Here is a 24959-nt window from a genome sequence, read left to right on the forward strand (position 1 = left end):
CGTAAGGATTTCAGCCTCTCACAGCCACCCATCGCCACCTGTAGTAATCATTGGATACGCTCTGAAACCCTTACCCCATATACCTTTCAGTGCCCTTATATATATCTGTAACCACTAAAAGAAGGAAATGTGTATAAAGGGATTTTTTTGGAATTTTGAGCAGGTGTCTCTGTATTCCTTATTGGGTGAGACTTTCAGCCCCTATCTTTCCTGAAAATCTGGAATAGGGCTTGAGATTTTAGGCAGATAAGACGAACTAATCCCGTCAACAACTTTTGCTTATCTGCCTAAAATTTTGGCATCTGCCCATGACCCTAGGGAAGGGTAGGGGTTGAAACGTATACAGAGCAATACTTTCAGCGACACCTGCCTAAAAATTTGGAAATTTTGCTGATAAGCCAAATTTCCCTTTAAGTGGTTACAGGGTTTTGAACAGAACTCAAAAGGCTTGTGGGGTAAGGATTCCAGGGCGTATCCAATGGTTGTTAGCGGGTGTCAGTGGGTGGTTGTCAATCCCTGAAACCCTTACGGGATGGTGGATACACACCTGTTGAGGGGGTCTGGTGAACCCCGGTTAACCCACCTCATCCCGACCCAGCGGGCAAGATTGGGAGCATCCCCACCCATCCCGACCATGGCTCAACCCACCTTCATCACCGTTGACCCATCCGCCACCGTTCAGGAGTTGATCGCCCGGTTCGAGTCCGAGACAGGGCGCACCCTCTTCCCTGGTCAGTACGAGCGGCTGCTGATCAACCTGATTGGCTACCAAGCCCTGTTACTCAAGACCGCGATCCAAGACACGGGAGAGCAAAACCTTGTCGAGTTCGCGAGAGGGGTCAATCTAGAGAATCTAGGGCGGTTGTTGGGGGTTGAACGGCTACCGGCTCAATCGGCACGCACAACCCTGCTGTTGACCCTGGCATCGACCGCTCCCGTGCCGGTCTCAATTCCGGCTGGTCTAAGGGTGGCGGCCACGGATGGGCCGGTCTTTTCCACGGCGGTGGCGAGGGTTATCCCCATGGGTGGCTCTACCGCCGTCATCCCGGCTGTTGCTGTCGAGCCGGGCCCCGCTGCTAACGGGTACGCCCCGGGAACGGTGATCGAAGTGATCGACCCGCTGCCATCGGGACTGGGGTACTCGATCACCAATCAGACCGCCACGGACGGGGGCGCTGAGATTGAGGATGATGAGAATTTACGGGAGCGGATCATCCTAGTCCCTGAGAGCTTCAGCAATGCCGGGTCGGCAGGGGCGTATGAATTTTGGGCGCGGTCGGCCTCCCAGGACGTGATCGACGCGGCCGTGCGGGGGGTGAGCTTGGATGCCACGCTCGATCCTGACGGGCCAACACCGGGTGAGGTCTGGATTTACCCATTGAGCCGATCGGGTCTCCCATCGGAAGAGGTCAAGGCGCTGGTGGCCGCGTCGGTGTCTGCGGAACGGGTGAGGCCCCTTACCGATTGGGCGCAAATCAAAAATCCCGAACGGATACCGTTCGGGATTGAGGTGGCTATTGTGTTGGCGACCGGGGCGGATGCTCCCACGGTTCAGGGTGGGGTTGAATCGGCGCTGACGGCCTTGGCTGCTGAGTGGCGGTCACGGTTGGGCCAGCGGGTGACGGCTTCCCAGATCATCTGCGCTGCTCAGGACGTGCCGGGTGTGGTCAGTGTCGGGCTGGTTTCGCCCGCGTCTGACTTGGTGTTGGATCGGTGGGAATGGGCAGATTGCACAGGGGTGGTGGTGGGAGCGGGTTAGTCCGGAGCGGTTGACGCGTGATCGGGTGGATTAGTGCAGGTACACCACCCCGCCACCTGATGCCAGCTCGAACGCCTTTTGCCAATCGGCGTAGCGCTTTCGGAACCACAGATTATCGTGGGTGTTTGCTTTGGCTTCAAAATCGGCAAAGTCCTTGGCGAGCTTTTGGCAGTAGCCCGTCCCAATCACGCCGGTACTGGAAAAATCGATCAACTCGGAAAACGGCCCATCTCCAGACTTGACCCATTCAGACGGACTGCCCAACCCTTCAGCCCAGTCCTGTAGGCGACGGGCCATTTGCTGAGGGGTTGCGGTTAGTTTCCCGTCGCGAATTGCAGACAGCTCACCAATGAGTTGATCGAGAAATTCCTTGGGCGGGGCATACCCAGCAAGGCGGGCCAGTTCGTCTAGCCAGTCGCCATAACCGTGACCACTCCCGGCACAAAAGCAATGGCAGTCATCAAAGCGGTAGTGGCCGTCATTGATCTCTCCTGCCAAGTCGGGCGGCCCGTCGCTGACAAAAAGTTGTGTTACGCCGTCCGGCAATTCGTCGTTGTTGTCGTCGTCGAATCCTTCAGCTCGAACAATCCGGCTGTATGCGGTTACGTGAATGGACATGGGTTGTTCTCGATAGGTGTGGACAAAACCGCCCCGGTTTGGAGCGGTTGGGACGCATCAAGTTCTCGACATCACCCCCTGCAACCATTCCAGCCACTCAAGGGCGGATCGAATGCTGCGGAATTGGGGGCGGGGGCTTTCGAGTAGTTCGATGTCAACACGGTTGGCGTGGTAGCCAGCGCTTTCGTTCCAGTGCGTCACTTTCAGGATTTCGCTCTCCCCGTCTTCCAGCATTCCAACATACGTGGTTTCGTGTTGGCTCGAATCCGAATCCCAACATAGACGGGGGAATATCTCTTGCAATCGGGCGAAAACTTGATCGGGTGTCATGGGTGGTTCTCGACTTGGGTGGCTTAATCGGGGCCTTGCGGCCCCGGTGAAATTTACTCGAACTCTAGCTCACTCAGGCGAGCCTCAAGCTCCGGGGTTGGCTCCGGCTCTTGCCAGTCATGTTCGGGTTCGGGCGTGACCCGTTTCTGTGCTTCAGCCCAGAGCTGTTCCCAGTTCGGTTCGGTATAGCCAAAATCCAGCGATTGCAAATCAACCATCTTGGGTTTGAGCGGTGCGCTCTCTGAACTCGATGAATCTAATATATCCTGTATTCATCGGAATGTCAACAGATAAAACGATTAAACCTGATTATATAAATCTGAAATTTATGAATCAAAATATTATCGATTTAGCCATTGACATTCCGAAGCATACAGGATATATTAGATTCATCGAGTTCGAGAGACACTCATGAACGACCGCCAAACCGCAATCGCCCAACACCTGCGTTCTGCCATCGAAAGCAGCGCCGCGCCCAGGCTGACAGACGACGAAATCTCTACGCTTCAAGAATCGCTGCACAAGCTCGAAGCTGCTGGCGACATTCAAGGGCTGACCCAGATCATCATGCAAGCGACGGGCGCGATTCAGCGGATCAACAGCCGCTAAGGTTCACGCGGGGCGGTCGATCCGCCCCCTCTCCAGATTTTTCGCCCCGGCCGTAGCCGGATTGGAGTTGTCAGATGTTTGGTATCCGTAAGTTTCTCAAGCGCCATTTTTCGGTGGAAGCCATGACCACAGCAGTCGAGCGCAAAATCGCCAGCGACATGGCTGCTAACCCAGCGCACCCCCGCAACGCGATCGGCGGGCAATTGATCGCCTCGATCCAATCCGTCCGTGAGCAAGCGATCGCCCGCCGTGAGCTTGAGACCCTGCTACCGGAATATCACAGCCGGGCCATGGCCTTGCTGGCAGATACCGATCGATTTAACAGCCAGACCCCTGAATGGCGAGGGGCACACCCTGACATCAGGGCCGCACTCGAAACCGAAGATCGCGCCCTGAAGGAAACGGCCGATCACATCAAATCCCTGGCTGAAATTGCTGGTGGCGAATTAACCGCCGTGACCATCCATAACGGCTAACCATTCATACGACCAACCAACCATGACCACGCAATTCTGGAATCCGTTTGACCCCAACAACCCAGACACTTGGCCCGCTGATGAACAGGACGTGCTGTGTCTTGAAGATGGCGAAATTAGCGCTTCCACTGTCTGGACTGCCGTTTGGCAGGATGGAGATTTCTACAGCTACGACGGCGGTGGTGAGGACTTGACCGCGCTGTTCGGAGACCTGGATCTGGAAGTCACCCACTGGGCGGCAATCCCACCTCTGCCCTAGTCCACCCGTCCGGGCCGCCCCGGACTTACCCATCCCGGCCGCGGCCGGTTAAATCTATGACTCAAGCCATCAACGAACTCACGTCCTTATCCCATCAACTGCAATCGATGTTTCCCGATTTCCAATACGAGCAAGGGGGTGGAGCTTCATCGCGAACGATTCACACAATGTCCTGTGGATCTTTTGAGTTTTGCGTTATCGAATACGACAGTCACTTTATTTTTCGCGCAGACGGGGTGCGATTCGATTTGTTCAAAATTTGCGCGTCTCGGTCGCAAGCATTGGAATTTATTCGGCAGTACGTCATCGCGCGAAGTTAATTCCCTGTCCCATCCCCCTCCCAACCGCTCTAAACAGGGCGGTTTTATTTTGCCCAAAAACCCGTGAAACCCTTAAGCGCCAAAGGATACAGCCCACCCATACCCCATCACTCCCATGGTGTAGTCTCGATCAAAGACCGATCAAGTTTTGACTATTTTCCCCTTGACAGTTTGACTATGGGTGTGTTTATACTCTAAATAAGAAAGCGCCCCGATCTGTACCCGAAAGAATCGAATGGGGCGATTGAGTATCAATCTATCGAGTCAGGACACTATAATGCCCGCAAAATCCACCGCCCCCAATCGCACCGCAACCGCCCCAGGCGGTTCCGTGTTGTCCCAAGACTGGCAAAATCTGACCACTCCCCTTGCTGTCGCCGTCGATATCGGCAATTCCAGCACCATCGGAGCCGCCAATGGCACACACCTACTGATTCCGAGTGCATTGGTTGGGGCCAACTCCCGCACGGCTATCCCGACCGATCAAGGTTCTGCCCTGCTGCATTACGAAGCTGGCGACTCCGTTGAATCCGTCGGTTGCCATTGGCTAGTCGGCAACGTGGCCGTCGCCACCGCTCCTACGTCCCACGCCAAGGTGGTAGACCGCCCAGACGGAAAGCTGACCTACGCGCTGCCTTTGGTTCTTGCCCAACTGGGTTTGCTGTTCCCTGACGCATCCGAAATCAGCCCCGCCGTCTTGGTCGTGGCCTTGCCCGATGCGAAAGTGCTAGCGCCCCGGATGCAATCGGTTTTGACCGGCACTCACTTGGTTCGAGTCAATGGCCGTCGGGTCACGATCACTCTCAATCGGGTTGATGTCATCGAAGAAGGTCGCGGCGCGTTGCTCCATGCCGTGAACACCGGGGCGATTGACGCGGCCACCGTGCGCGGCGCAACCGTGACGGTTTTGGACTTGGGTGGCGGAACCACTTTGGGCAATGCCGTAGTGCGCGGCCAGTTCGTTCCTGAGTCGCGAGTGGTGGTAAGCCAAGGGGTGTATGCCCTGTGGCAAGCGATTGCTGCCGATGAAGCGCCCGACATGATGCGATCCAAACTTCTGCAATTTGGCGACCCGACCGCCGTGGCCCGTTCGTTCGAGCGCGGGATGGTTGGCGGCGGGATTCAGTACCTCTCGACTGGGATTGACTTGATGCCTTCGTATCACCGGAATCTCGGCCTGTGGGCTAACACCACAATCACCCCGACCCTGAACGCCCTGAAGCAATGGCGTGATGAATCTGATGCAATTCTGGTGACCGGTGGCGGCGCAATGCTGCCTGGACTGATCGAGTTGCTGCAATCCCAACCCATCTTGGGTGGCAAAATTCGGCTCTGCCCTCAGCCTCGGATCGCAAACGCGCTCGGAATGGCCGCGTTCGGTCAATCCCAGATTGGAGGTTAGGCCATGTACCCCGATGTTGCAGGCATTGCCTACCTGGAAACGGCCCGCCATCGGGCCGAAATCCCCAAAAACCTTGTGCCGGTTCTGGCCGCAATCGCGGTCTACCACCGAATCGATCCAACGGAGAAGGGATGGGAGACCCGGACGGTGGAAGTGTTGCTACAAGCCCTCTACTACCAAGGCATTACCCCTGCTCAACTGGCCGGGCTGGTCAAGGGGCAGAGCCTGCCGTCCCAACCCCGCCAACCCGCGTCTGCTCCCGTCCTGTCGTTGATGTAGCCATGTTCCGATCCCTCCTAAACCGGGGCCGCCCCTTCGATCCCGGTTGCGACTCCGAATCAGTCCTGACGGTTGACGTTGCGGCCGTCACCGTCACCTCCCAACCGTCCCGACTGGCTCGGTTTGTCCGCAGAGCATGGGACTTGTTGATCGACACCCTGGACTGTATCGCCCGCTATCCCTACCCCCCTATCGAGATTTGAGCCATGTACACCACCCAAGACCGAACCGCTCCCGTCCTGCCTGACATCCAGCGTCCGGCCCATGCTCCGATCACCGTGACGGTTGAAGTTCCGAACCAATCGCCCGCGCCCCGTCCCGTTCATGCCCCGGTATCCAATTGGCAACGGGCCATGGTCATAGTGGCAATGGTTTCTACGGTTGGAATGGTCGCTGTTCCTGTAGGGGTCACGATTGGGCGAAATATGGCCAGCGCTGAAATCAATCAAGCCAACGGGGCTAAAGCTGCGGCCGAAAAAGCGCTTGATGCCAACCGCGCTCAGATCGAGAATTTTTGCAAGAGCGTGAAGTAGTTCCGACCCACCCACCCCTATCGAGTTCAGACCATGTACACCCAACACCCGCCTCAAAACGTCACCTACAAAACGGTGATGGCCCCGAATCCGACCGAAGCGTTGCCCCGTCGCCTGACGATCCAAGACGCGCCTAGCTTGCTCGATTCCCTTCTGCCAAAATCCAAGACTGACCTCGCCTCTCGCGTCCTGATCACCCTGGCATCTGGCCATATCTCAGGCTTGCTGCTACGACTCTTGCCCGTTAGTCCCGTCGCGATTGCCCTCACCCTGACGGTGGTGATCGTCGCCACCTTGTCCCTGTGGTGCGTGGCCAGATACGCCCCGCAATCGAACGCGGTCGTTGCGGCAATCGTGGCCATCTATGGGGTCGGGTTTATCCTGACTTGGGTGGCTTAGATGAGCCTCACTCCCCACGGACGCATCCCGTCCATCGCATCCCTCGCCATCGGGTCGGCCCTTTTTGCGTCTGGCGTGGCCGCCACCCATCCCGCCATCCGCCTATCGTGCGCGGCCGGCTCCCTTGGGGCTGGTCTCGCTGCTCATGTCTCAGATCGCAAGCGTCGGGAATGGTCTCGCGTGGCCAGCACGATCACCGCCGCTCGATCTGAGACCTTGGCCGCTCAATTGGCTTACGGCTCACCCAAGACCGAAACCCCGCAATTCACGCCCGTTGCGCTCCCTTCATCCCAACCCGGTTTGGCTGGCGAGATCGAGCGGTTTTATGCGGCCCGTGGGATTCCGGTCGGGACTTCCGAGATGCCACCGGCTCCGGCCTTTCGCCGGGTCGGGTTGGTGCTTGGCCATGATAAGTCGGGCAAGCCGATTGACCCGAACCACATCATGACGAATGCGCTTTTGACCGGGCTGCAATTGGCACTCGGGTTAGACCGGCAACCGTCCGTGACGATTTCGTCGCTCGGATTGGTGATGGAAGTCCCTCGGGCCGATCGGGAAGTTTTCCGCTATGCCGAAATGCAATTCACCCGTCCCGATGGGGCCAGCCCCCATTGGCTTTTTGGAGTCGGGATGGATGGGCAGCCGATCACCGCGCCCTTGACCGAAGTAGTCGGCTCGATCACGGCCGGCGCGTCCGGGTCGGGCAAGACCTCAATCGACACATCGGCCATGTCCTACCTTTGCGAGACCTACAGCCCCGATGAAGTTGAAATCTGGCTGGCTGATTTCCAGGGCGGTGCGTCGTTTGAGTTGGGCGTTGACCAGATTCCGCACGTCACCCGCCCGATGGTGCAAGACCCGGCTGATTTGATGGCGACCATTGCTGAGTTTGCTGCTGAGTCCGATCGGCGGTTAGCGCTATTCAATGCCAATGGGGTCAAGTCTTGGGTGGAATACCGCGCCAAATTCCCTGCCGAAAGGATGCCTTACTTAATCCTCTGGATTGAAGAGGCGTTCTCGTACCTGCAATCTGAGGTGGGTAAGGCACTGGCCAATGAGCTGTCGGCTCTCGCGTCTCGCGTCCGTAAGACCGGGCTGATGCTGCACCTGGTGATTCAGTCGCCATCCAAAGTGGTCTTGCCCGATGGGTTCTCTGCCCTACGCGACAATCTGCCAACCCGCCATGTGGGTCGGATGGAATCGGCCCTTGGCCGTGCCGTGATCGGTGAATCGACAATGCCCACCATGTCCCTGCTAGGCAAGGGCGATTCCCTTCTGCAATGCCCCGCCATTTCGGGAGTGGTTCGGGTGCAAGGGTTACTGGTCAGTCCCGAGGATCGCGACCCGATCACCGCTCGAATTGTGGCGAAGTGGGGTGAGCGTTCCAATCCCGAGAGAGAAACCCTTGATCGCGCCCTGACGGTGGAAGCCGTGCCGATGGCGACTGACCTGTTGCCGACAGAGTTGGCCACCCAACCCACGATCACCTCGACAGAGCGGGCCCGCGTCCTATCGGCATGGCGATTGATTCAGTCCGACCGCAAGCCGTCTTTGGAAAAGCTGGTCAAATCGGTTTGGGATGTATCGAAGGGTGGTGGCACATCGGGCAAGAACGCGGCCTACCCCGCTGCCTGCGATAAGGCTGTCAGAATCTTGCGCGATGCCAACCCCAAAGGCTGGAATCCGCCCAAACATTGGAACCGTTAAGCCATGGACACTCGACACCATTCCCGCGCGTACAAGTCCTACATCCTGTCGTCTGATTGGTACGCCCGCCGTCGCGCCGTCTTGAAGATTTGGCGAAACCGTTGCGCCCTATTCCCTTGGCTAAAGGCTGATGAATGCCATCATTTAACGTACCGAAATCTCACCCGCGAAATACCGTGGCGTGACTGCCTACCGCTCTCGAAAGCGGCCCATCGGTTGGTGCATCATCCGGTCATTTGGCAATCTCGCAAGCCTCACTCGATCCGCCGCCGTGGCTTCAACCTACTGTGGAGGGGCTGGAGTCTGGTCACTTGGGTGATAGTCCGAGTGTTGCGTTGAACATACTTTGAAGCCGTTCGACTAACCGCTCTCGAAAGGGGGGGCGGTTTTATTTTGAATAAGCCTGTGATGATAGTTGGGATATGATAAAAGGGCAAATAAAATCCCGGCTGGGAATGCACCCACCGGGGTTGAGTCACACCATTAGGAGTGGTTATGACTGCTACTAAGTTTATCACCCATTTGCTCGAAGGTGTCGGCGTTGAACAGCGGTCTACCGATGGGTACGTCAACGCGACCAAGTTGAGCAAAGCGTATTTGGCTAAGACGGGTAAGCGTCGCGATCCTGGTCATTGGATGGAAAACGCTCGGACGCAAGAATCGATTTTGGCGGTGTCCCGGTCTACCGGTTTTCCGGTAGACCGCCTGGTGATCATCATCAAAACCGGCCCGAACGAACACCGGGGGACGTACTTGCATCCTGACCTGTCGGTACGTTTTGCCATGTGGCTTGACGATGACTTCGGGCTTTTTGTCGAGCGACTGGTTCGGGATCACCTGATGGGACGCAGTGCTTACGCAGAAGCACGGGCCCATGGCAAGATTTCGCGAGCGATTGAGACCCGCGCAATGCAGCAAGCCGGGTTTGGAGAGAAGCGCCACTTCATCAACATCACCCAAGCTATTTACATCGGACTCTTTGGGTGCAACAAAGCCAAGCTGATGGAGATTCGCGGACTGAATGATGAAGACAGCTTGCGAGACAGCATGACCGCTGAGGAGCTGAAGATGATCGACCTACTTGAACAGCGGGTGGCATCCCTGCTCAAGGCTGAAACTTTCGATTCGTACAGCGTCTTGCATCAACGCATCAAAACCATGGCCGCACAGATGCGATCCGCATTGGCCTAACCCCATCCCGACCGGGCCGTCGCGCCCGGTCTTCATCAACCCTATCGAGACCCGCCCAATGAACATTGAGTCGCTAACTGTCAAATCGTTGCCCTGCGTTTGGCTATGCAACCGCTGTGACCTGCCAGATGCACCGGGGCTGTACTTTGTTGTCGATGATCGCGCTACTCCCATTTACTACATCGGGCAAGCAAAGTCACTCAAGAAGCGATGGAATCAACACAACAAGCTGAAAGTGTTTGAACACTACAATTCTGTCGATAATCCAGTTGCAATTCATTACCTGGAAACCAACGGATCTTGCACCGACCGGATTGCGCTAGAAAGTCGGGCAATTGCACACTTTGTCCCGCTGATGAATTATCAGGTTCGAGGATTTGCTTCATTGCGGTCAGCAAAGGTAGTCCACAATGAGTCACCGCGCGAGATGTCACGGGAAGAGAAAAGCGGTCAAGCAATTGATCGGATAAAGGCATTGGTGGGCGACGATCACTCTTGTCTTTATACGACGTTTTCCAATGAAATCTGCATGGGACATGAAGACAGTTGGTTTGAATTTCAAGAGGACTTTGTTGGACTGCTAGAAAACTTTCTACAGTGCTTTCATCAAGAGGCGCAGCGCAAATTCAAAGAAGACCGCTTTCCTTCGGTCGGCTCTTACCGTGATCGGATGTTTAGCTTGATCGTGGCGACCGCCCTAAACAAGGCTCGCCTGAATTTCATGGCAGCGTCTGGACTGATTCCAGAATCCGCAGCGGAGCGAGCGATTGGAGTTGGGAGCATATCGAAAACGTGGGACGAAAAGCTGATGATTTGCACGTCGGAATCGCTCGACTTCTCTCGCGATCATGTAGGAGATGATGTCGATCTTGACTGCTTCGTAAAATGGTCAGAATTGCCGGGCACGCAGAAAACCGTGGAATCGTTTTGGGAGAAGCCAGAAATCAAATTCACAACCACTCACGAACCTTAACTCTACCCCCATCCCCAACCCCAAACAAAAACCGGGCCATCGCGGCCCGGTTTTTTAGTCAACTGCAAGCACCTCTCTAGGAGGCGCTCAAACGGCTTTCGTATCTCGGCCAACCGCTAGCTGCCTAACCCCAACGAACCCGCTGGGTACTGGAAATACCACAGCGGGTTCTGACTTGACCGCACTGAATCCCACAAATCAATTCTATCCCACCCTTGACATTCCGATGCATACCGATTAGGCTATATGCATTCGAGCTTGGAACTACCCACCATGGACATCGCTAAAACCGCTCGCAAGATTCACCGCGCGTTGATTCAGTGCCCAACTCTTGAAGGGCAACCAACCCCGGATGCACTGGCCAACTTCGCTCTTACCCACGCCATCGCGATCGAATCCGCCATTGATCGTCTCTTGACTGAACCCAGTGCGGCCGAGGGTAAGCCCGCAATCCCCTGTACCGTTCACCGCGCAATGCTACACCTTGATCCGGGGAACCCTGATACATGGCCAGAGCACGGCGAGGATTGTTTGTACGCGATTTACAACCCGCTTTCGGAGTCCGAAGACGTGCCGACCTGGAAGATAGACCGCGGCCGCTGGCATAGCGACGATAAGCGCTGGTTTGGGATGCTGGGCGGCGGGAGCGTCACTGCTTTCATGCTTCGATCCGTTTACTGGTGCGCGGCTGAGTGGATGACGGCTGAAGAGTTTCAGTCCGCGCTGGAGCTGAGCAACCCGTAACTATTCCCACCGGGCCGCCATGACCCGGTTTCAATTCACCCATGTCCAACGCATCCCGCCCGCGAGCATAAAAAAAGGGAGGGGTTTTGCCCCTCCCGCGCCAGAGCGCAGTCTATTGTCTTGTCTATGATTTCCGCTAACAGCGTAACACTATTCAAACTACAACCGCAAGTATATTTAAGATAAAATTTTAGGCAGTTAAAAACGGGCCCGCACAGCCCGCTTGAATATGGCCGCTTTACTAGCCGAACGAATTGAAACCGAACTCCTGGATGTCCCGATCACAGTCTACCGACTGATGAGCAAACAGCCGGGAGTTTCTGCTTTTTGGTTCCGCATCCCTGGAGCCAAGACCAAGCCCCCTTTCCGAATCAGGACGGTCAATCGCCCCCGTGGCACGTTTGACCCGATCTCGATCACCGAAGTTCTGCCCCTTTGGGCGCAAGACCCCACGAAAGCGGCCTTGATCGCGCACCTCAATGCAGTGGCCGCTGCTAATGACGTTCCCACCGACATCGTGCTAGACCGGCTGCTGTCTCGGAAATTGGGGGTTCGATTCAGGGTTGACTTGTCCCAACTGCTACCAGATCAGCGGGCGTTTTTCCGTGAGCTACAGGCAACTTACGGAGACGCGGTGGCCGTCAACTACTACCTCACCAAACTCCAATATCGGCGGCTCCCGTCAAAATTCAGCGACTCCAAACGCCCCCAAGCCTTGATCAAGCGGATCGCCCCACCCCCGATGCGTTTTCCGGCATCCGAGTATCAAAAGCTGATTGCCGCTGCCGACAAAATCAAGGCTCAAACTTTTGAGTCTGGCAACACGAAAGTTCCCCTTGAGGAATTTTTGACTTACTGCGTAAAGGCGATCACAGAACAGCGACCATTTTGCGCATTGGATCACCCACATAAGACTCGAATCAGCGAACGCTACCGCCGCTGGGTGAGTTCAGGCCGTTGGGATTGGGCCTGCGAAGTTGCGGGGATGCGAGCTTAAAAAAACCGGGCCGTCATGGCCCGGTTTTTTTAAAACCCCAATTCCTTCAGCAGCGCGGGTAGGTCTTTTCGTAACCCGGCCGCGATTGCAGCCAGCGTGGTCAAGGGAACCGACTCAGCATTTAAGGTTTCGATTCTGGTCAGGTTGACCTCCGTGAGGTGCAACCCAGACTCAGCAGCCCGCTCGCAAACTACACGGCGCGGGGTAAATTCACGGATTCGGGCCAGACGGCGGCCGCGCTCTGGTGACCAGGCAAGGGCGTGGACTTGATCGAGCTTGATTCGGGTCATGGTGGGTGACGGGGATAGGGCCAACATATTTTTGATCGGATTAGATTTAGCGGGGCTGATAGCCAACAACGATTCGTTGGCCAGTTCACCTTACCGGGATTGGGGCCGCTTGTCTAGTTTAACTATTGCTCCTTTTATAGTTTGGCTATAAAATTAAATTCATCGGGAATCAAGAAAAGCTCTTGACATTCCGATGGATACAAACTATATTGGATTCATCGAGTTCGAGAGACACCCATGACCACCGCAGTCTTCAACCCCGTTGCTCAACAGTTCTATCCCGCTGATCCGATTGAGTTGACCGACCTTCAGGCTGAGTTGATTGAGGCGATTGAGTCCCTGGAAAAGATTGACCTTCATCCTGGATGGGAGGGCGGCAATGTCGCTTCGGTTGCGGCCGAACTGAATCGGATTCAGTCAGTGCTGGATCAAGGTTCGTATGAGTTGCTTGATCTCGGGTACAGCTACCCGGCTTTGTACAAAGAGATTCGCTCGCATCTCGAACCGATTGAGATCACGGACGTTGACCCTGATGGGCGGGTGATCGTGGTGGGCTATCAAGACCCGTATTTCGAGTCTGAGTCCGAATCTGAATTTGACGAGTTCTAACCCCTTGGCGGGGGTTGCACACGAGTTCTGAGCCCTATCGCCCCGGTTCAACCGGGGTTTGGAGAACACCATGACCACCGCTACTTTCTGGAACCTCATCACCTGGATCGATGCGACCGATATGATCCGCAAAACCACTGCCGACACCACCGGCCGCCCTTTGAGTCGAGATGAAGCGGAATCGTTTATCGAGCGCGGGGGGCGTGTTGATCGGGTCGAGTTTGGATTTCTGTAACAAAAAAGGGCTGGCAAAAAACCAGCCCTCATCTATCGAGTTCGGAGACGACCACCCAAGGCCATACACCGATTGTGGATATTTTACCCTCATGAGCCACTACGAAGCCCGAATCGAGTACACCATCACCGACACCGAAGGCGTGATCGAGTGGACACAGGAATCAACTGCTTACTTTCACAATCGCCAAAAGCCGCCCGATGATCGGGATATTCGTCGCGTGATTGCCCAGCAAGAACCGGACGGAATTGAGGGGCATTTTGCTTACGTGACAACCGAGGTTCGCAAGCCGTGGTGGAAGCGCTAACCACACAACAGCCGGGCTTTACCCGGCTTTTTCATGTCCAAATTTCATATTTTGACTATTGACGTTTTTATAGTTGAAGTATTAAAATGATTACATCGAACATCACCCCGCGATGGGGGTTGAACTAATGGCGTTGAATGGATTGATTGCTCCTGTTGACGGTATTTTTCTCCCTGGATCAGGCCCGTTCGCGACTCGATTTAATTGCGCTTCCGGCTACTTGGCCTTGGATGAACGTAGTTTTGTTGCCTCTGAAGGCAAGGTCGTGATCCTGCATTACGATGACCACTTTGGAAACCTCGGCAAAACGGAACGCGAGTTTTGGACTCGGATTGTGTTCATCCCGACCGCTGCATTGGTAGCAGATTCCAAGGGCAAAATTCCCGCTAACACTGTTTGCGAAGCGTTTTTGAAAGGCAAGAGCCGGACGGTGTTTCAGCAAGCGGCTGTCATCGCCACCCAAAAGTTCAAGAAGGGATTGGCGCAACTGATTTGCGAGTTCAAGTCTGTGGCCGAAAAGAACGAAAAGGGCAACTACGCATCGTTTGCCTTTGAGTTTTCGGAGCCTGAAAAGTCTGATGCGTCCTTCATGGGTGAGGTTTTGAGTTTCGCCCAAAGCGTCGATCCTGACGCGGTGCAATCGTTCAAGGCTCCGGGGTTGATTCCGTTGGACAGCATCCCGGCAGATGAACTGGCCCTGTTGAAATCCCACCACGTCAGTGCCGTCACGTCCGAACCGATGGCGCAACTCCCCGCCCTGAACGCCGCCTAATCCACCTTGCCCGGGCCGGTGATGACCGGCCCGTTTTTGTCATGGCTACCCTTGCAATCCCCACGATCACGCCCCTTGAGTTCTCAGGTGGAAAGGGGCAACCTTACCTCACCCCCATGGGTGCATTGCCATCGGTCACGACCATCCTGCGCGAGACCGCTTCGGAAGAGACCCGGATGAAGTTGGCAAAGTGGGCCAAGTCCAAGCGGTCGGGCATCGATCCCGCCGAACGGGGCACGATGGTGCATCACGCCATCGAGGCCCTGTTGAAGGGAGAACCCGCCCAACTTCCGCAATCCCTGATGGGATTTTACGAATCGGTACTGCCCATCCTGAAGGGAATCACCCATGTGGCATCCGAGATTTGCTGCTACCACCCTGACGGATACGCGGGCCGCGCTGACTGCCTGGCCCTAGTCGATGGCGAGCTAACCCTGCTGGATTGGAAAACCACAACCAAGCCGTTTTTGTACGGGTCGGTTGATGAGTATCTGGCTGAAATCCAGAATTGGGATAACCGGATTGCAGAAGCTCGACAGCAGGAGCGCGATCACGTTTTGTCGGCAGCGGCCGCGGCCAAGCTGGTTCGCAAGATCCAGGGTCATCGCTCGCGGGTCATGTCTGACCTAGAGCGGCGCACCGACTACCTGATGCAATTGGCCGCATACGCCCGCGCTCTCGAACACACCTACGGACTGACCATTGACCGGGCGCAAATTGTGCTGATTCTGCCCGACCAGCCCGCAATGGTTGTGGCGATGAAACACGGCTCGATTCGGTTGATGTTCGAGCAATTTCGTGAGCGGTTAGACAGCTACGCGATCCAGGCGCTCCAAAAAGGGGGTGACTCCCATGAATGACATCGACATTGATTTGGATCAGATCGAGTTCGCCGTGAGGTTTATCCGTCACGTTTATGTCAAGACCCCAAAATGGCGGCTGAATCGCGGGCGGCCGCTCTGAAATCGGCAGATGAAATCCAAAAGCTTGCGAACGGATTGCGAGCGGCAATGACCTTTGGAGGGCTGTGATGAAACACAAGGAATGGATTCGCCCAGCAGTTGTAAATTCCCTGTCCCGGGCCAAAGCATACGGCGCTGATGCGAGGGGGATTGATGTGGTTCCGAAGTCTGACCCTCATCGGGTAGACCCGAAAACCCCAAAGATTGGATCCCGTGTTTTTCGAGTTTTTTCGGAAGCCGAAAGAATCTGGCTAACCAGTCAGCATGGCGCTCAGTATTTTGACCAGTGGAAAGGTGTCTTGCTGTCGATAATTGACGGGGCTGGAACGTCTAAATATTGCGTCGTCAAATGCGACAACGGCGCAATTCGCGAGATGAGATCAACTGGAATGAAATACGAGGTGGGCTGCGATGCTGAATGAATTAATTGCCGGTTGGGCGTGGATGGCAAACCTTGAAGACGATGGAGTGGAATCATGACCCTGATCAATCTTTTTTGGGGCTGGGTTTATGCCAATGTCCATGGACTTCAAAACCAAGATTTTGTCCCATGGGGGGATCGTCAATTCGCCTACGACTATGCCGGTTGTCGATCAATCAATCGAGATGGGGCCAGCTTCCCTGAATTGGTTCGTTGGGTGGTTTGCTGCATGAAAGAACACGCGATCATGGGGTATTATGCGGCCATGATCGCTGAGGATTGGGAGGATGAGTGATGGGACGATCTCATTACCCACGCCCTTGGATTGTTCAGGATTTGCATCGAGAAATCGACAGCCTGACAACTCAAACAGAGCGGCTAAAGTTGGATCGCCAATCTGACAGCATCGCCAGCAAAACTCACGCAGAGCTACTTATCTGGGGAGAGTGGCGAAACCAAATTGATTTTGAGATTGGCGGGTTGCAACAGAAGGTGGCAATCGCCCAAGCCCGCCTATTTGCATATGCATCTCTCGACTTGTGATTGAAATACTGGGGCTGGAGGATTAAACATGCATCCGATTGACTTGGCTTGGGGGTGGATATTCATGAACATGCACGGCCCGGCAAACGACAACCTCACTCCATGGGGCAAGGCCGTGATCCGCCCTACGGGGTGGGGGCAACTCAATCAACTGGAGTGGTTTTGGCGACGCTTGATTGAATACGCCGCAGATGGATGGGATCATTTTGCGTGGCGAGTGGCTGAAATCTCGTCTGTCAGCTACGACGAATGGGAGCTTGCAAGGTATGGCATGAGCAGGTTGGTGTGGTCAAGCATCGGCTTTTCCTGTCCACAGATCGACATCGCAAACCTAATCCGCCCAAACCGATGGTGAGCCATCCCGATTCCGAGACCCGCAACTAATTAAATCCCCAATTCTCGCCCAGGCCCGGCCGTTCACGAATACGGTCGGGCTTCCGTCTACCTGAGTCCCTGAGTGGCAATCGGTACAGCAGTGAACCACCCAACCGTCATCGACTCGCACCGCGCCCAATCCTTCAGCGAACACATCCTCAGACCATGACGCGGGCGGCCTTGGCGGCCAGCATCCGTGCCCGGTGCAAAGGTCAGTTTCTCTCACGACGCGGGGCATTTGCGGTCATCCTCGTATAATTAAATGGTCATGGAATTGATTTCTTGGATCCCGCCCTGTGCGGGATTTTTGTTGCCTCACCACTCGATTTGTTGATCACGGGTTTGAGCTGTTGACGGCTCCGATGGGTTGAAGTCGATGCGTGGGGCCCTGATGGTCACATTCTCACCAGCCTCAATGTAGACCGTCCCTTCAGAGCGGATCGACACGTGAGCGCCATCGCCCTTGACCGTCAGAGCCAGGTGGTGAGCGTCCGAGTCGTAGACCACTGCCGACCCGTCGGGAAAGACCACATAATGCTTGTGCCCATCGGACTCATCCCCCGTCGGTTTGATCGCGTCCGGCTCCTGTGGCGGCGGCTCCACTTCAGTCCAGAGCGCACCCAACCAAACCCCCTTCTCCCCAGCCTCATCAAGCATGGCCGCTCCGAATGTCCCGACTGATGGCAGCGCGTAGGATTGGCGACGGTCGGGGCCTTGTCCGGTCACGATGCATGGCAGCCAGGGGGATAGAACGCCATCCCTGTCGGCTTGGGTGATCCGCACACGGCAGAGCTTTGGATCGATTTCGGATACCACGCCATAGGCCAGTGTGGTGCGACCGGCTTCAGGTGATGCCGCTCTCTGCTGGGTTTTTGTTTTGGGCACTTGACGTTTTGGATGGGGGATGGCATCATTCTAATCACAGCGCCCGGTCGGGCCGGGCGAGGATTGAAACACCTCTGATGCCGTCAGGCGTTGAGCACAGACTGACTATCATTGTCGGAGTGCTGCCCAAACCTCAGATTGCCGTCAGGCGTTGAGCACCCGTAAGGCGTTATCGCGTCTATACCTCAGATTGCCGTTAGGCGTTAAATATTCCGAACCGCGTCCTACTCTCTTCAGTGGGGCGCGGTTCTGCTTTGGGCACGTCCTACCCATCCACATCGAACCGACCTGCATCCAACGGCTTGGCCCCTGACCCCAACCGTCGCTCGCATCGAAAGTTCGTCTTCCATCCCGAACGCCCCTCAACTGAATGGCGGCATTCCTGGATCAGGTAGTTGCCCGACAACCTGCCGACCCCACCCAGCTCAAACATCACCCCTGCCTGAATCCGAGGATCGCCAATCACGTCAATTTGCCACTCGACTTCATTGGCATTGGCCCGCCGCAACTTCTCCCGAGTGACCCGCTTGGCCTCATCATCAGACCCGACCGGCTCCGAAATTTTCAGAACGTTGGCGGTTTTTTTCTCCCCTTCAGGTGGCTTGGACTTGTCGGGCTTGGCCGTATCCCCCTCAGACGGCTCCGATTTTTCCCCACTCACCTCAGACGCTTTCACCGTTGCCTTGAATGTCTTGCCCGATTGCGGGTCGGTGTAGGTCAGTTCCGCTGAGTCGTACTTCTCGGTACTCGTGCGCTTCCATGTGGCGTTGGTCAGCTCCGATCGGTCAAGGGTGAATGCGGCCGGCTGGCTGTCCAGATCCTCCAAATCCCAGAAGACGATGAATTTCGCGTCCTGAACTTTCAGGATCAGCCCATGCTTCTCTGAAATCCGTTTCAGAAATTCCAGGGGCGTTTCATCCTTCTGCGATACCCGATCAATCACCACGGGCTTGACCCTGCCTTTCAGCTCCAATCCCGTGCGCTTGGCCACGTCAGCAGCAATTTTGTCGAGCGTGGTCTTCTCGTATTCCTTTGATCCTTTGGTGTTGGCCGGTTGGGTGATCGGCGTGGATTTGCAGGACAGCCTCAAGGTCTCCCCTGATGTGGCCGATATCGTGCCAGTCGGCTCATCCAACTCGTACCGCGTGACCGGCAGGGAGCCGCCGCCCTCATAGCCAATGGAGCACTCCAGGGAAGCACCCAAGGGCGGGAACCAGTCATTCAGGAATCGCCCCGCCACCAACCATGCGTCCGGGTCGTACAAATCCACATCGAGCGTGTCTGACTCACCTTCTACCGATGCGCCGATCTCCAAACGGGTACATAGCGCTGCAATGTCTTCGGTGATGTCCTTCCCCTGCATCACCAGCTTGAACCAGACCTTGGGGGCTAGGGGGTCTACAGCCATGGCGGTTTGATCGAAGTCGATACGGGTTCGGGTTCGGGCAACTCAGGAATGATCAGGGCCAATCCCCTCGGAAGGATCGCGGGGGGCAAAGGCAGCAGCGACGGGTTGGCGCGGGCCAACACATGAAGCCGATCGGATGACCCATAGGCCGCATGGGTGATTAGGTCAAGCCGATCACCGTCTCGGGTGGTGTAGGTGCGGTATCTCATGGGGGTGAGAGGGGTGATACTCCCATCGTGTCATTGGGGGATGGATCGCGCGGGTTAACCCACAATCGACAGGCACAGGCCAGCTCATCACGGGCTGGCTTTTTTGTGGCCAGTGCCCTGCAAGTTTCGCAGGGCGACATCATCAGTCGCGATGTCATCACCCCCCAACTCTGCCACCCAAGACCGAATCATCAGGGTTAACCCGACCCCAAACCCTCATAAATCCGTTCGGGGCAGAGGGGCAAACAAGGGTGTATCCACCATCCTGCAAGGATTTCAGGCTCTCGTAGCCACCCATCGCCACCCATTAACAACCATTGGATACGCTCTGAAAGCCTCTCCCTGCCTACATTTCAGCGCCCTTATATATATCTGTAACCACTAAAAGAAGGAAATGTGTATAAAGGGATTTTTTTGGAATTTTAGGCAGGTGTCTCTGTATCCCTTATTGGGTGGGCATTTCAGCCCCTACCCTTCCTAGAGGTCTGGAATAGGGCTTGAAATTTTAGGCAGATAAGACAACCTGATAATCCTGAAAGGTTTTGCTTATCTGCCTAAAAATCTGGCATCTGCCTATGACCCCATGAAGGGATAGGGGTTGAAATGCATGTAGGGCAATACTTTCAGCGACACCTGCCTAAAATTTTGGAAATTTTGCTGATGAGCCAAATCGCCCTTTAAATGGTTACAGGGTTTTGAACGAAACCCGAAAGTCTTGTGGGGCAAGGGTTTTAGGGCGTATCCAACGCCTGTTGTCCTGCGTTGTCGATGGCTATAAAAAGCTGAAAGTACCGCCACTCCGTTGATACACCCCTGTTGGGTGGCAAAAATTAGCGGCCGTCGTCGTTAACCGTCACCCCATCGGGACTGGTGCGATGGTGAGGGGGTTGACCCATCCGTCACCCCATGCCGATCATCGCCACGCCATCCACGCCCTACCCTGCGATTACCGCCCAATACCAATCAGCCCGATTGCAGCGGTTGGGCAATGCCATCAACCAAGGCGACACCCTTGGCCAAGTCCTGACGGATTTGGATGAGTTAGCCCAAAGCATCCGAATCATTTTGACCACGCCCAAAGGGAGTGACCCGTTGCGTCCCGAGTTCGCGACGGATATTTACCGACTGATTGACCGCCCGTTGGCAGAAGTGCGGTTGTTGCTGGTGAGGGAATGCGTGAACGCGCTCCGAAACTTTGAACCCAGGATTTCCCTTGACCGGGTGGAAATCCTGGGTTCGATTGACCGGGCCGATATCCCGGTTGATTCGGTCTATGCGGTTGTCCATTGGTCGCCAGCAAATTCGTCTATCAGTGCGGCCACTGCTGTGTCCCTGGCATAAAAAAACCGGCGCAAGGCCGGCGGGAAAAATCAGGGGAGATGCACTTTTGATAGCTCGTAAATCGCTCGGAACAGATCAGAGGGTGGGCGGGTAGCGAGCCACGCGATCAAGTCTCTCAATTTCGCCACTTGATCGGGGGGCCAGTCAATCGGTTCGTTCTCTCTCTCTTTCGTGAGCATGATGTCTTCGACTCTAGCCACAAATATCTATTATGACTCGTTTTGAGTTCTGGTGACTTCATGAATAATTCTGAGCTGTTGATCAAAGGGGAGAGACCGGATTTGACTCACCAGTGTTTCAACAATCCGCCCATGGGCGTTTTTGATGTCATCGAGCGATAGCCGTCCGGCCAAATAAGTGTCGATCAAATCTACCGGCAGGTCTAATGCCACGGCCAGCAAGGCCGCATGGCGAGAGGTCGGAGCCGTTTCGCCTTTGCGAATTTGATAAAACGACGCGCGATTGATTCTCATGGCCTCAGCAGCACCTACTTGATTGCCATAGACCTCAATCAAGTAGTCCATCGCGTCCCAAAACCTTGAATCGTAGTCTGCCATTACGTTTCCCCTGATTTTTGAAGAAAAGACTTGCCGTTCCCTAACAAGTTTTGATAAGATAACGGCAAGACCAGTATAGCGGTTTTATTGTCCTATGCTTCCTGTTACCTGTCTAGCGCGGCTTCAATCCCGCCTAATGTCGGACTCCCGTACTTGGGGACGGCTCAAGAAAAGAGCCGCTGCCGAGGGGATGTCCCCCTCTCTTTGGATCGCGGATCGTGTGTGGCACTCTTCCGATTCCGGCACTCTCTCGGATCGGGTCGCCTCCGTTGATTTCGCTCACTTCATCGCATCCATCTAGAGAGGGACACAACCATGGCGACTGCTACCTTCAAAGTTTTCACCCGTACAACCCCTTGCCCGATTTGCGGTGCAACATCCGAGTGCCGTGAGGCTACCGACCGCAATGATGGCCGCCGTCAAGTTCACTGCCGTGGGAACGCTCAAACCCCGTCCGGTTGGGGGCATGTTGGCGAGGATTCCCACGGGTTTCAAATTTTCCTTGACCAGTGGGATTCAAAGCCATCCCAGCGCGACCCGGAAGAAATCGCTCGGATGCAGGCAGAGCGGGAAGCCGCAACGCGGGCCCATCTCGATTCGTTGGTTCCGTTAGCCGATCGGCACAAGGTCTACTTCAGCCCCAAGCTTCTATCCGCCCAAGCGCTGACCACTGCCCATCGCTCCGAACTGATTCGGCGCGGCTGGTCTGAGGCGATGGTGGATTATTTTGAGTCCCTTGGGTGGCTTCGGTCTTGGAAGGTCGGCACACCCTATCAGAATCACCCCAAGAACCTGGCTGGCTTTGGCCGCAACCGTGCCACCGGCAACGATGGATTGGCGATCAGTGCTGTGGTCAAGGGCAAGATTGCAGGGTTTCAGGTCAAACCCGACGAATCCGTTGAGGGCCGCAAGTATGTGTGGATTTCCCGCAATGAAAACGCCGGACTGAAAGAGTTTGGCGGTGAATTGCCCCTGTTTTTATGGCGGCATCCTGAGACTGAGGGGAACGCGATCGCCCATGTGGAAGTCTCCGAAGGGGCGCTCAAATCAGCGACCATTGCCCAGCGGGTTTGGGCTGAAGGCAAAACCGATTGGCTGGTGATCGGCGCGGGTGGCTCCAATTGGGCCTCTGCCGAAACTCAATGGGTCAATCTGTTGCAGCACTTGCCTGCTGATGCGACCATCACCCTCTCCCCTGACTCAGGCGCGATCAAAAATCCCCACGTTTCACGGCAGATGAGCAAGTTGGCTGACCTGCTGGCTTCCCACGGTCGCGCGCTGACCGTTCGGTGGTGGGGCCAATTTGCCAAGGTCAGTGGTGATGACCCTGATGAGATTGCGATCAACGAATTCCTGAAGGCTCCCATCCTGACTTGGGAGCAATACACCGCCATATCCGACGCGGCTGATCCGGTCAAGGGTAAGTCGTTGCTATGGGATGCCCCCACTTCGTACCAGGGTCAGATCGGTCGCTGGGTTGTGGACAAGGCTGAACTGGCCCGGATGAAGGCGGCCGGCGAGTGGGCAGAAGGAATGGAGCCGCCCAAACGGTTTCGCCCCAATGCCAATTTTGACTTTCAAGTTGAGGCGGAAATCGAAGCCGATCCTGGACAGTATGGTGCGGGTCTGCGGCTGCGATTCCAGCGTGAGGGAGAGGATGTGAGCCGGGTCGTGACCTTGCCCGCCGAATCCTCAAACGATGCCCGCTCAATTTACGCCACACTGACTCGCGGCGCGGGCCGTTGGTTCGCATCCACCTTGACCACCCAAGAGTGGCAAGGTCTACTCGCCAACCGTCAGATTGAGTATCGGGAGCGCGGTGGACAACTTTATCGGATGGTGAGCGGTATCGGTCGCCAGTCCGATGGGTCTTGGGTCTTTCCGGGTGGCATCGAATACACCGCCGATGGCCAATTCCGTGAGCGCTCGAAATGGGTTTATACGAATGAGTTTCGGCTAAACGAGGCGGGTGAGACCACTTCCCTCAAAGAGCCGTCCATTGCCAAGCCGTCTGACACTGCCATCCCTGACTGGATCAATGGACTGGCTGGCTACTTTGGCCCTACAGGATTTGCTCAGGCCTTGTTCTTGGGTGGGTTCGTGGCCGCCGGGGTGCATTTTGACACGATTCAGGAGCAGGAAGGATTTTTCCCGATCCTGAATGCGATTGGGTCGGCTGGTGTTTCCAAGTCCGTGACCGCTGAAGCTGCGTTGGCCCTGGTAGGACAGCAGGATTGCGGCATGATTGCCCGCGCTTCGGTTCCCCAGATTTATACCGAAGGCGACCGCCGCCACGGGTTGGCCTTCTGTCTCGACGATCCCGACCGCAACGATCCGAACGTTGACGAGCTGCTGAAGGGCTGGTTTAACGCGCTAACTCGATCCGTCACGGGCAAGACCCAGAAGCCGCACTCGCCCATCATGGCCACGTCCAATCACGCCATCGGTGAGTCCCATCCCGCTGCCCTGAGTCGCATCCTGCAAGTGCCTTTTCCGAAAGAGCCGGTCAATGGTGATGGCTGGGATGCGATGCGTGAAGCCCTAGTCGGTGCATCCGGTGGGCTAGGGCAAATTATCGCTCTTGGCTACCCGAAAGCCGCAATCTCCGAATACGCGAACACTTTGCGGGGTAAGTTGCCCGACGCTCACTCTCGGGTTGCCCATAATCTGGCCCTGGTGGGCTGGTACGCCAAAGCTTTATGCCGCTTGGGTGGGGCTGATGAGTTAGTTGTGGATGCCTACATCGACAACACCCTCATCCCCCTCTATAACGATGCTGACAAGGCGGGCGACCCGTTGCGACTGTTCATCTCCCAACTATCAGCCCTGAAGTCCAATGACCGGGTTGGCCGCTGGAATGCCACACCCCACACCACTAAGGATGGCCAAAAATGGTTGGCCGTGAATATGTCCTCGGTCTGGCCCGAGATCGAGGATCGCTTCAACCCGGTTTACAGCCGGGAAACCATCACCCAGGCGATTGAGCAAGCTGGTGGCTCACGGCGCGGGACGGCTCGCTTCCATGAATCCCGCGATGCTTCGCTGCACTACCGCCGCAAGACTCAGGACGGTGATGCGTCCGTCAAAGTGGGCACGGTTCCGGGGCGTTGTGTCCTACTCCCTCTCGAACTGGCCAAGTCTCTCGCCTCAGATGTTGAGTTGAGCGCGCCTAACCAAAGCACCGAAACCGAAGAGTCTGAACCCGTCGCGACTGAACCTGTTCAATCTGAATCCGTTCAGTCTGAACCCGTCACGCCTGAACCTCAATCCATTTTCCCCATCCCCCTCAACAGCCCCGTGGTGGCCGTGATCCAGGGAGCAAGGCTTTATCAGACCTTGATCGCGTGGTCTCCCGATCTATCGTTTGCCTGCGTTCAATCCTCTTCAGGTGTTCAGACTTGGGTAGCAAGGGGATGCGTAACGCCTTTTGTTGATGAGTGATTTTGCAG

Annotated in this window: 32 protein-coding genes; 24 read left to right on the forward strand and 8 right to left on the reverse strand. The window is 55.8% G+C overall.

Translation table 11 applies throughout. The features are described 5' to 3' along the window. Positions 1 to 634 precede the first annotated feature (634 nt). A complete protein-coding gene (locus AMR42_RS14415) occupies positions 635 to 1759 on the forward strand; it encodes a baseplate J/gp47 family protein (protein ID WP_158234489.1) in 1125 nt (374 codons plus the stop codon). Positions 1760 to 1789: 30 nt separating this feature from the next. Here AMR42_RS14415 and AMR42_RS14420 read toward each other — a convergent pair whose 3' ends face one another. Then, entirely contained in the window at positions 1790 to 2377 is a 588-nt protein-coding gene (locus tag AMR42_RS14420; protein ID WP_099534365.1) for a hypothetical protein, read from the reverse strand. 383 nt (positions 2378 to 2760) lie between these two features. Continuing rightward, positions 2761 to 2925, reverse strand: a complete 165-nt coding sequence (locus tag AMR42_RS20605; protein ID WP_158234490.1) for a hypothetical protein — start codon at positions 2923 to 2925, stop codon at positions 2761 to 2763. A 193-nt stretch (positions 2926 to 3118) separates the two neighbouring features. Here AMR42_RS20605 and AMR42_RS14435 point away from each other — a divergent pair, with 193 nt between their 5' ends. From AMR42_RS14435 to AMR42_RS14500, 13 genes are all read left to right on the forward strand, one after another. Further along, positions 3119 to 3316, forward strand: a complete 198-nt coding sequence (locus AMR42_RS14435; RefSeq protein WP_099534368.1) for a hypothetical protein — start codon at positions 3119 to 3121, stop codon at positions 3314 to 3316. 74 nt (positions 3317 to 3390) lie between these two features. Continuing rightward, the gene (locus AMR42_RS14440) at positions 3391 to 3792 is read left to right on the forward strand and encodes a hypothetical protein (protein WP_099534369.1); all 402 of its coding nucleotides are present in this window, start codon (positions 3391 to 3393) and stop codon (positions 3790 to 3792) included. Positions 3793 to 3814: 22 nt separating this feature from the next. After that, the gene (locus tag AMR42_RS14445) at positions 3815 to 4051 is read left to right on the forward strand and encodes a hypothetical protein (RefSeq protein WP_099534370.1); all 237 of its coding nucleotides are present in this window, start codon (positions 3815 to 3817) and stop codon (positions 4049 to 4051) included. Positions 4052 to 4648: 597 nt separating this feature from the next. Beyond that, complete coding sequence (locus tag AMR42_RS14455; RefSeq protein WP_099534372.1) at positions 4649 to 5773, forward strand: ParM/StbA family protein; 1125 nt, start codon at positions 4649 to 4651, stop codon at positions 5771 to 5773. A gap of 3 nt (positions 5774 to 5776) precedes the next feature. Further along, entirely contained in the window at positions 5777 to 6052 is a 276-nt protein-coding gene (locus tag AMR42_RS14460; RefSeq protein ID WP_099534373.1) for a hypothetical protein, read from the forward strand. Positions 6053 to 6054: 2 nt separating this feature from the next. Further along, entirely contained in the window at positions 6055 to 6255 is a 201-nt protein-coding gene (locus tag AMR42_RS19985; RefSeq protein WP_143473112.1) for a hypothetical protein, read from the forward strand. A 3-nt stretch (positions 6256 to 6258) separates the two neighbouring features. Continuing rightward, entirely contained in the window at positions 6259 to 6585 is a 327-nt protein-coding gene (locus AMR42_RS19990) for a hypothetical protein (RefSeq protein WP_143473113.1), read from the forward strand. A gap of 33 nt (positions 6586 to 6618) precedes the next feature. Continuing rightward, a complete protein-coding gene (locus AMR42_RS14475) occupies positions 6619 to 6984 on the forward strand; it encodes a hypothetical protein (RefSeq protein WP_099534376.1) in 366 nt (121 codons plus the stop codon). Further along, positions 6985 to 8691 (forward strand): FtsK/SpoIIIE domain-containing protein, encoded by a 1707-nt coding sequence (locus AMR42_RS14480; RefSeq protein WP_099534377.1) that lies wholly within the window; start codon positions 6985 to 6987, stop codon positions 8689 to 8691. It abuts the gene before it with no gap. A gap of 495 nt (positions 8692 to 9186) precedes the next feature. Beyond that, a complete protein-coding gene (locus AMR42_RS14485) occupies positions 9187 to 9882 on the forward strand; it encodes a KilA-N domain-containing protein (protein WP_099534378.1) in 696 nt (231 codons plus the stop codon). Between the two features lie 58 nt (positions 9883 to 9940). Continuing rightward, complete coding sequence (locus AMR42_RS14490; RefSeq protein ID WP_099534379.1) at positions 9941 to 10855, forward strand: GIY-YIG nuclease family protein; 915 nt, start codon at positions 9941 to 9943, stop codon at positions 10853 to 10855. Between the two features lie 273 nt (positions 10856 to 11128). Continuing rightward, complete coding sequence (locus AMR42_RS14495) at positions 11129 to 11599, forward strand: hypothetical protein (RefSeq protein ID WP_099534380.1); 471 nt, start codon at positions 11129 to 11131, stop codon at positions 11597 to 11599. 229 nt (positions 11600 to 11828) lie between these two features. After that, entirely contained in the window at positions 11829 to 12596 is a 768-nt protein-coding gene (locus AMR42_RS14500; RefSeq protein ID WP_099534381.1) for a hypothetical protein, read from the forward strand. A gap of 29 nt (positions 12597 to 12625) precedes the next feature. Here the strand turns inward: AMR42_RS14500 and AMR42_RS14505 are convergent, their stop codons facing one another. Further along, positions 12626 to 12886: a hypothetical protein gene (locus AMR42_RS14505; RefSeq protein WP_099534382.1), complete on the reverse strand. Its 261-nt coding sequence runs from the start codon at positions 12884 to 12886 to the stop codon at positions 12626 to 12628. A 237-nt stretch (positions 12887 to 13123) separates the two neighbouring features. On the opposite strand from AMR42_RS14505, the gene AMR42_RS14510 reads away from it, so the two are divergent. From AMR42_RS14510 to AMR42_RS20890, 8 genes are all read left to right on the forward strand, one after another. After that, entirely contained in the window at positions 13124 to 13495 is a 372-nt protein-coding gene (locus AMR42_RS14510; protein WP_099534383.1) for a hypothetical protein, read from the forward strand. 70 nt (positions 13496 to 13565) lie between these two features. Beyond that, a complete protein-coding gene (locus AMR42_RS20610) occupies positions 13566 to 13730 on the forward strand; it encodes a hypothetical protein (RefSeq protein ID WP_158234491.1) in 165 nt (54 codons plus the stop codon). Between the two features lie 91 nt (positions 13731 to 13821). Beyond that, complete coding sequence (locus AMR42_RS14515) at positions 13822 to 14037, forward strand: hypothetical protein (protein ID WP_099534384.1); 216 nt, start codon at positions 13822 to 13824, stop codon at positions 14035 to 14037. A 226-nt stretch (positions 14038 to 14263) separates the two neighbouring features. Next, complete coding sequence (locus tag AMR42_RS14520; RefSeq protein WP_143473114.1) at positions 14264 to 14809, forward strand: hypothetical protein; 546 nt, start codon at positions 14264 to 14266, stop codon at positions 14807 to 14809. A 41-nt stretch (positions 14810 to 14850) separates the two neighbouring features. Then, complete coding sequence (locus AMR42_RS14525) at positions 14851 to 15669, forward strand: hypothetical protein (RefSeq protein WP_143473115.1); 819 nt, start codon at positions 14851 to 14853, stop codon at positions 15667 to 15669. A gap of 170 nt (positions 15670 to 15839) precedes the next feature. Continuing rightward, positions 15840 to 16193 (forward strand): hypothetical protein, encoded by a 354-nt coding sequence (locus tag AMR42_RS14530; protein ID WP_099534387.1) that lies wholly within the window; start codon positions 15840 to 15842, stop codon positions 16191 to 16193. A gap of 54 nt (positions 16194 to 16247) precedes the next feature. After that, positions 16248 to 16487 carry a hypothetical protein gene (locus AMR42_RS14535; RefSeq protein ID WP_099534388.1) on the forward strand — a complete coding sequence of 80 codons (240 nt, stop codon included), beginning with the start codon at positions 16248 to 16250 and terminating at the stop codon, positions 16485 to 16487. Positions 16488 to 16763: 276 nt separating this feature from the next. Continuing rightward, positions 16764 to 17090, forward strand: coding sequence for a hypothetical protein (locus AMR42_RS20890; protein ID WP_099534390.1), 327 nt, complete (start codon positions 16764 to 16766; stop codon positions 17088 to 17090). Here AMR42_RS20890 and AMR42_RS21630 read toward each other — a convergent pair. The 4 genes from AMR42_RS21630 to AMR42_RS14565 all read right to left on the reverse strand — a co-directional run bounded on the left by AMR42_RS21630 (position 17067) and on the right by AMR42_RS14565 (position 19612). After that, positions 17067 to 17348 carry a PAAR domain-containing protein gene (locus AMR42_RS21630; RefSeq protein ID WP_099534391.1) on the reverse strand — a complete coding sequence of 94 codons (282 nt, stop codon included), beginning with the start codon at positions 17346 to 17348 and terminating at the stop codon, positions 17067 to 17069. The two genes, AMR42_RS20890 and AMR42_RS21630, sit on opposite strands and share 24 nt — an antisense overlap. A 77-nt stretch (positions 17349 to 17425) precedes the next feature. Beyond that, positions 17426 to 17836, reverse strand: a complete 411-nt coding sequence (locus AMR42_RS14555) for a hypothetical protein (RefSeq protein WP_234407015.1) — start codon at positions 17834 to 17836, stop codon at positions 17426 to 17428. Between the two features lie 424 nt (positions 17837 to 18260). Further along, complete coding sequence (locus AMR42_RS14560; protein ID WP_099534393.1) at positions 18261 to 19403, reverse strand: phage late control D family protein; 1143 nt, start codon at positions 19401 to 19403, stop codon at positions 18261 to 18263. Further along, positions 19394 to 19612 (reverse strand): tail protein X, encoded by a 219-nt coding sequence (locus AMR42_RS14565; protein WP_099534394.1) that lies wholly within the window; start codon positions 19610 to 19612, stop codon positions 19394 to 19396. The genes AMR42_RS14560 and AMR42_RS14565 overlap by 10 nt, the downstream gene beginning before the upstream one ends. A gap of 906 nt (positions 19613 to 20518) precedes the next feature. Between AMR42_RS14565 and AMR42_RS14570 the strand changes: the two genes are divergently transcribed. Then, on the forward strand, positions 20519 to 20953 hold the full coding sequence (locus AMR42_RS14570; protein WP_099534395.1) for a GPW/gp25 family protein: 435 nt from the start codon (positions 20519 to 20521) through the stop codon (positions 20951 to 20953). A 209-nt stretch (positions 20954 to 21162) separates the two neighbouring features. Here the strand turns inward: AMR42_RS14570 and AMR42_RS14575 are convergent, their stop codons facing one another. Then, positions 21163 to 21477: a hypothetical protein gene (locus tag AMR42_RS14575; RefSeq protein ID WP_099534396.1), complete on the reverse strand. Its 315-nt coding sequence runs from the start codon at positions 21475 to 21477 to the stop codon at positions 21163 to 21165. A 348-nt stretch (positions 21478 to 21825) separates the two neighbouring features. On the opposite strand from AMR42_RS14575, the gene AMR42_RS14580 reads away from it, so the two are divergent. Next, positions 21826 to 24951, forward strand: coding sequence for a hypothetical protein (locus AMR42_RS14580; RefSeq protein WP_143473117.1), 3126 nt, complete (start codon positions 21826 to 21828; stop codon positions 24949 to 24951). Positions 24952 to 24959 lie beyond the last annotated feature (8 nt).

This window comes from Limnothrix sp. PR1529, assembly GCF_002742025.1.
Lineage (GTDB): Bacteria > Cyanobacteriota > Cyanobacteriia > CACIAM-69d > CACIAM-69d > CACIAM-69d.

Excerpts from the sequence above, each read along its gene's own strand:
- AMR42_RS14415 (WP_158234489.1), top strand. The coding sequence starts at position 635 with ATGGCTCAACCCACCTTCATCACCGTTGACCCATCCGCCACCGTTCAG.
- AMR42_RS14420 (WP_099534365.1), bottom strand. The coding sequence starts at position 2,377 with ATGTCCATTCACGTAACCGCATACAGCCGGATTGTTCGAGCTGAAGGA.
- AMR42_RS20605 (WP_158234490.1), bottom strand. The coding sequence starts at position 2,925 with ATGGTTGATTTGCAATCGCTGGATTTTGGCTATACCGAACCGAACTGG.
- AMR42_RS14435 (WP_099534368.1), top strand. The coding sequence starts at position 3,119 with ATGAACGACCGCCAAACCGCAATCGCCCAACACCTGCGTTCTGCCATC.
- AMR42_RS14440 (WP_099534369.1), top strand. The coding sequence starts at position 3,391 with ATGTTTGGTATCCGTAAGTTTCTCAAGCGCCATTTTTCGGTGGAAGCC.
- AMR42_RS14445 (WP_099534370.1), top strand. The coding sequence starts at position 3,815 with ATGACCACGCAATTCTGGAATCCGTTTGACCCCAACAACCCAGACACT.
- AMR42_RS14455 (WP_099534372.1), top strand. The coding sequence starts at position 4,649 with ATGCCCGCAAAATCCACCGCCCCCAATCGCACCGCAACCGCCCCAGGC.
- AMR42_RS14460 (WP_099534373.1), top strand. The coding sequence starts at position 5,777 with ATGTACCCCGATGTTGCAGGCATTGCCTACCTGGAAACGGCCCGCCAT.
- AMR42_RS19985 (WP_143473112.1), top strand. The coding sequence starts at position 6,055 with ATGTTCCGATCCCTCCTAAACCGGGGCCGCCCCTTCGATCCCGGTTGC.
- AMR42_RS19990 (WP_143473113.1), top strand. The coding sequence starts at position 6,259 with ATGTACACCACCCAAGACCGAACCGCTCCCGTCCTGCCTGACATCCAG.
- AMR42_RS14475 (WP_099534376.1), top strand. The coding sequence starts at position 6,619 with ATGTACACCCAACACCCGCCTCAAAACGTCACCTACAAAACGGTGATG.
- AMR42_RS14480 (WP_099534377.1), top strand. The coding sequence starts at position 6,985 with ATGAGCCTCACTCCCCACGGACGCATCCCGTCCATCGCATCCCTCGCC.
- AMR42_RS14485 (WP_099534378.1), top strand. The coding sequence starts at position 9,187 with ATGACTGCTACTAAGTTTATCACCCATTTGCTCGAAGGTGTCGGCGTT.
- AMR42_RS14490 (WP_099534379.1), top strand. The coding sequence starts at position 9,941 with ATGAACATTGAGTCGCTAACTGTCAAATCGTTGCCCTGCGTTTGGCTA.
- AMR42_RS14495 (WP_099534380.1), top strand. The coding sequence starts at position 11,129 with ATGGACATCGCTAAAACCGCTCGCAAGATTCACCGCGCGTTGATTCAG.
- AMR42_RS14500 (WP_099534381.1), top strand. The coding sequence starts at position 11,829 with ATGGCCGCTTTACTAGCCGAACGAATTGAAACCGAACTCCTGGATGTC.
- AMR42_RS14505 (WP_099534382.1), bottom strand. The coding sequence starts at position 12,886 with ATGACCCGAATCAAGCTCGATCAAGTCCACGCCCTTGCCTGGTCACCA.
- AMR42_RS14510 (WP_099534383.1), top strand. The coding sequence starts at position 13,124 with ATGACCACCGCAGTCTTCAACCCCGTTGCTCAACAGTTCTATCCCGCT.
- AMR42_RS20610 (WP_158234491.1), top strand. The coding sequence starts at position 13,566 with ATGACCACCGCTACTTTCTGGAACCTCATCACCTGGATCGATGCGACC.
- AMR42_RS14515 (WP_099534384.1), top strand. The coding sequence starts at position 13,822 with ATGAGCCACTACGAAGCCCGAATCGAGTACACCATCACCGACACCGAA.
- AMR42_RS14525 (WP_143473115.1), top strand. The coding sequence starts at position 14,851 with ATGGCTACCCTTGCAATCCCCACGATCACGCCCCTTGAGTTCTCAGGT.
- AMR42_RS14530 (WP_099534387.1), top strand. The coding sequence starts at position 15,840 with ATGAAACACAAGGAATGGATTCGCCCAGCAGTTGTAAATTCCCTGTCC.
- AMR42_RS14535 (WP_099534388.1), top strand. The coding sequence starts at position 16,248 with ATGACCCTGATCAATCTTTTTTGGGGCTGGGTTTATGCCAATGTCCAT.
- AMR42_RS20890 (WP_099534390.1), top strand. The coding sequence starts at position 16,764 with ATGCATCCGATTGACTTGGCTTGGGGGTGGATATTCATGAACATGCAC.
- AMR42_RS21630 (WP_099534391.1), bottom strand. The coding sequence starts at position 17,348 with ATGCCCCGCGTCGTGAGAGAAACTGACCTTTGCACCGGGCACGGATGC.
- AMR42_RS14560 (WP_099534393.1), bottom strand. The coding sequence starts at position 19,403 with ATGGCTGTAGACCCCCTAGCCCCCAAGGTCTGGTTCAAGCTGGTGATG.
- AMR42_RS14565 (WP_099534394.1), bottom strand. The coding sequence starts at position 19,612 with ATGAGATACCGCACCTACACCACCCGAGACGGTGATCGGCTTGACCTA.
- AMR42_RS14570 (WP_099534395.1), top strand. The coding sequence starts at position 20,519 with ATGCCGATCATCGCCACGCCATCCACGCCCTACCCTGCGATTACCGCC.
- AMR42_RS14575 (WP_099534396.1), bottom strand. The coding sequence starts at position 21,477 with ATGGACTACTTGATTGAGGTCTATGGCAATCAAGTAGGTGCTGCTGAG.
- AMR42_RS14580 (WP_143473117.1), top strand. The coding sequence starts at position 21,826 with ATGGCGACTGCTACCTTCAAAGTTTTCACCCGTACAACCCCTTGCCCG.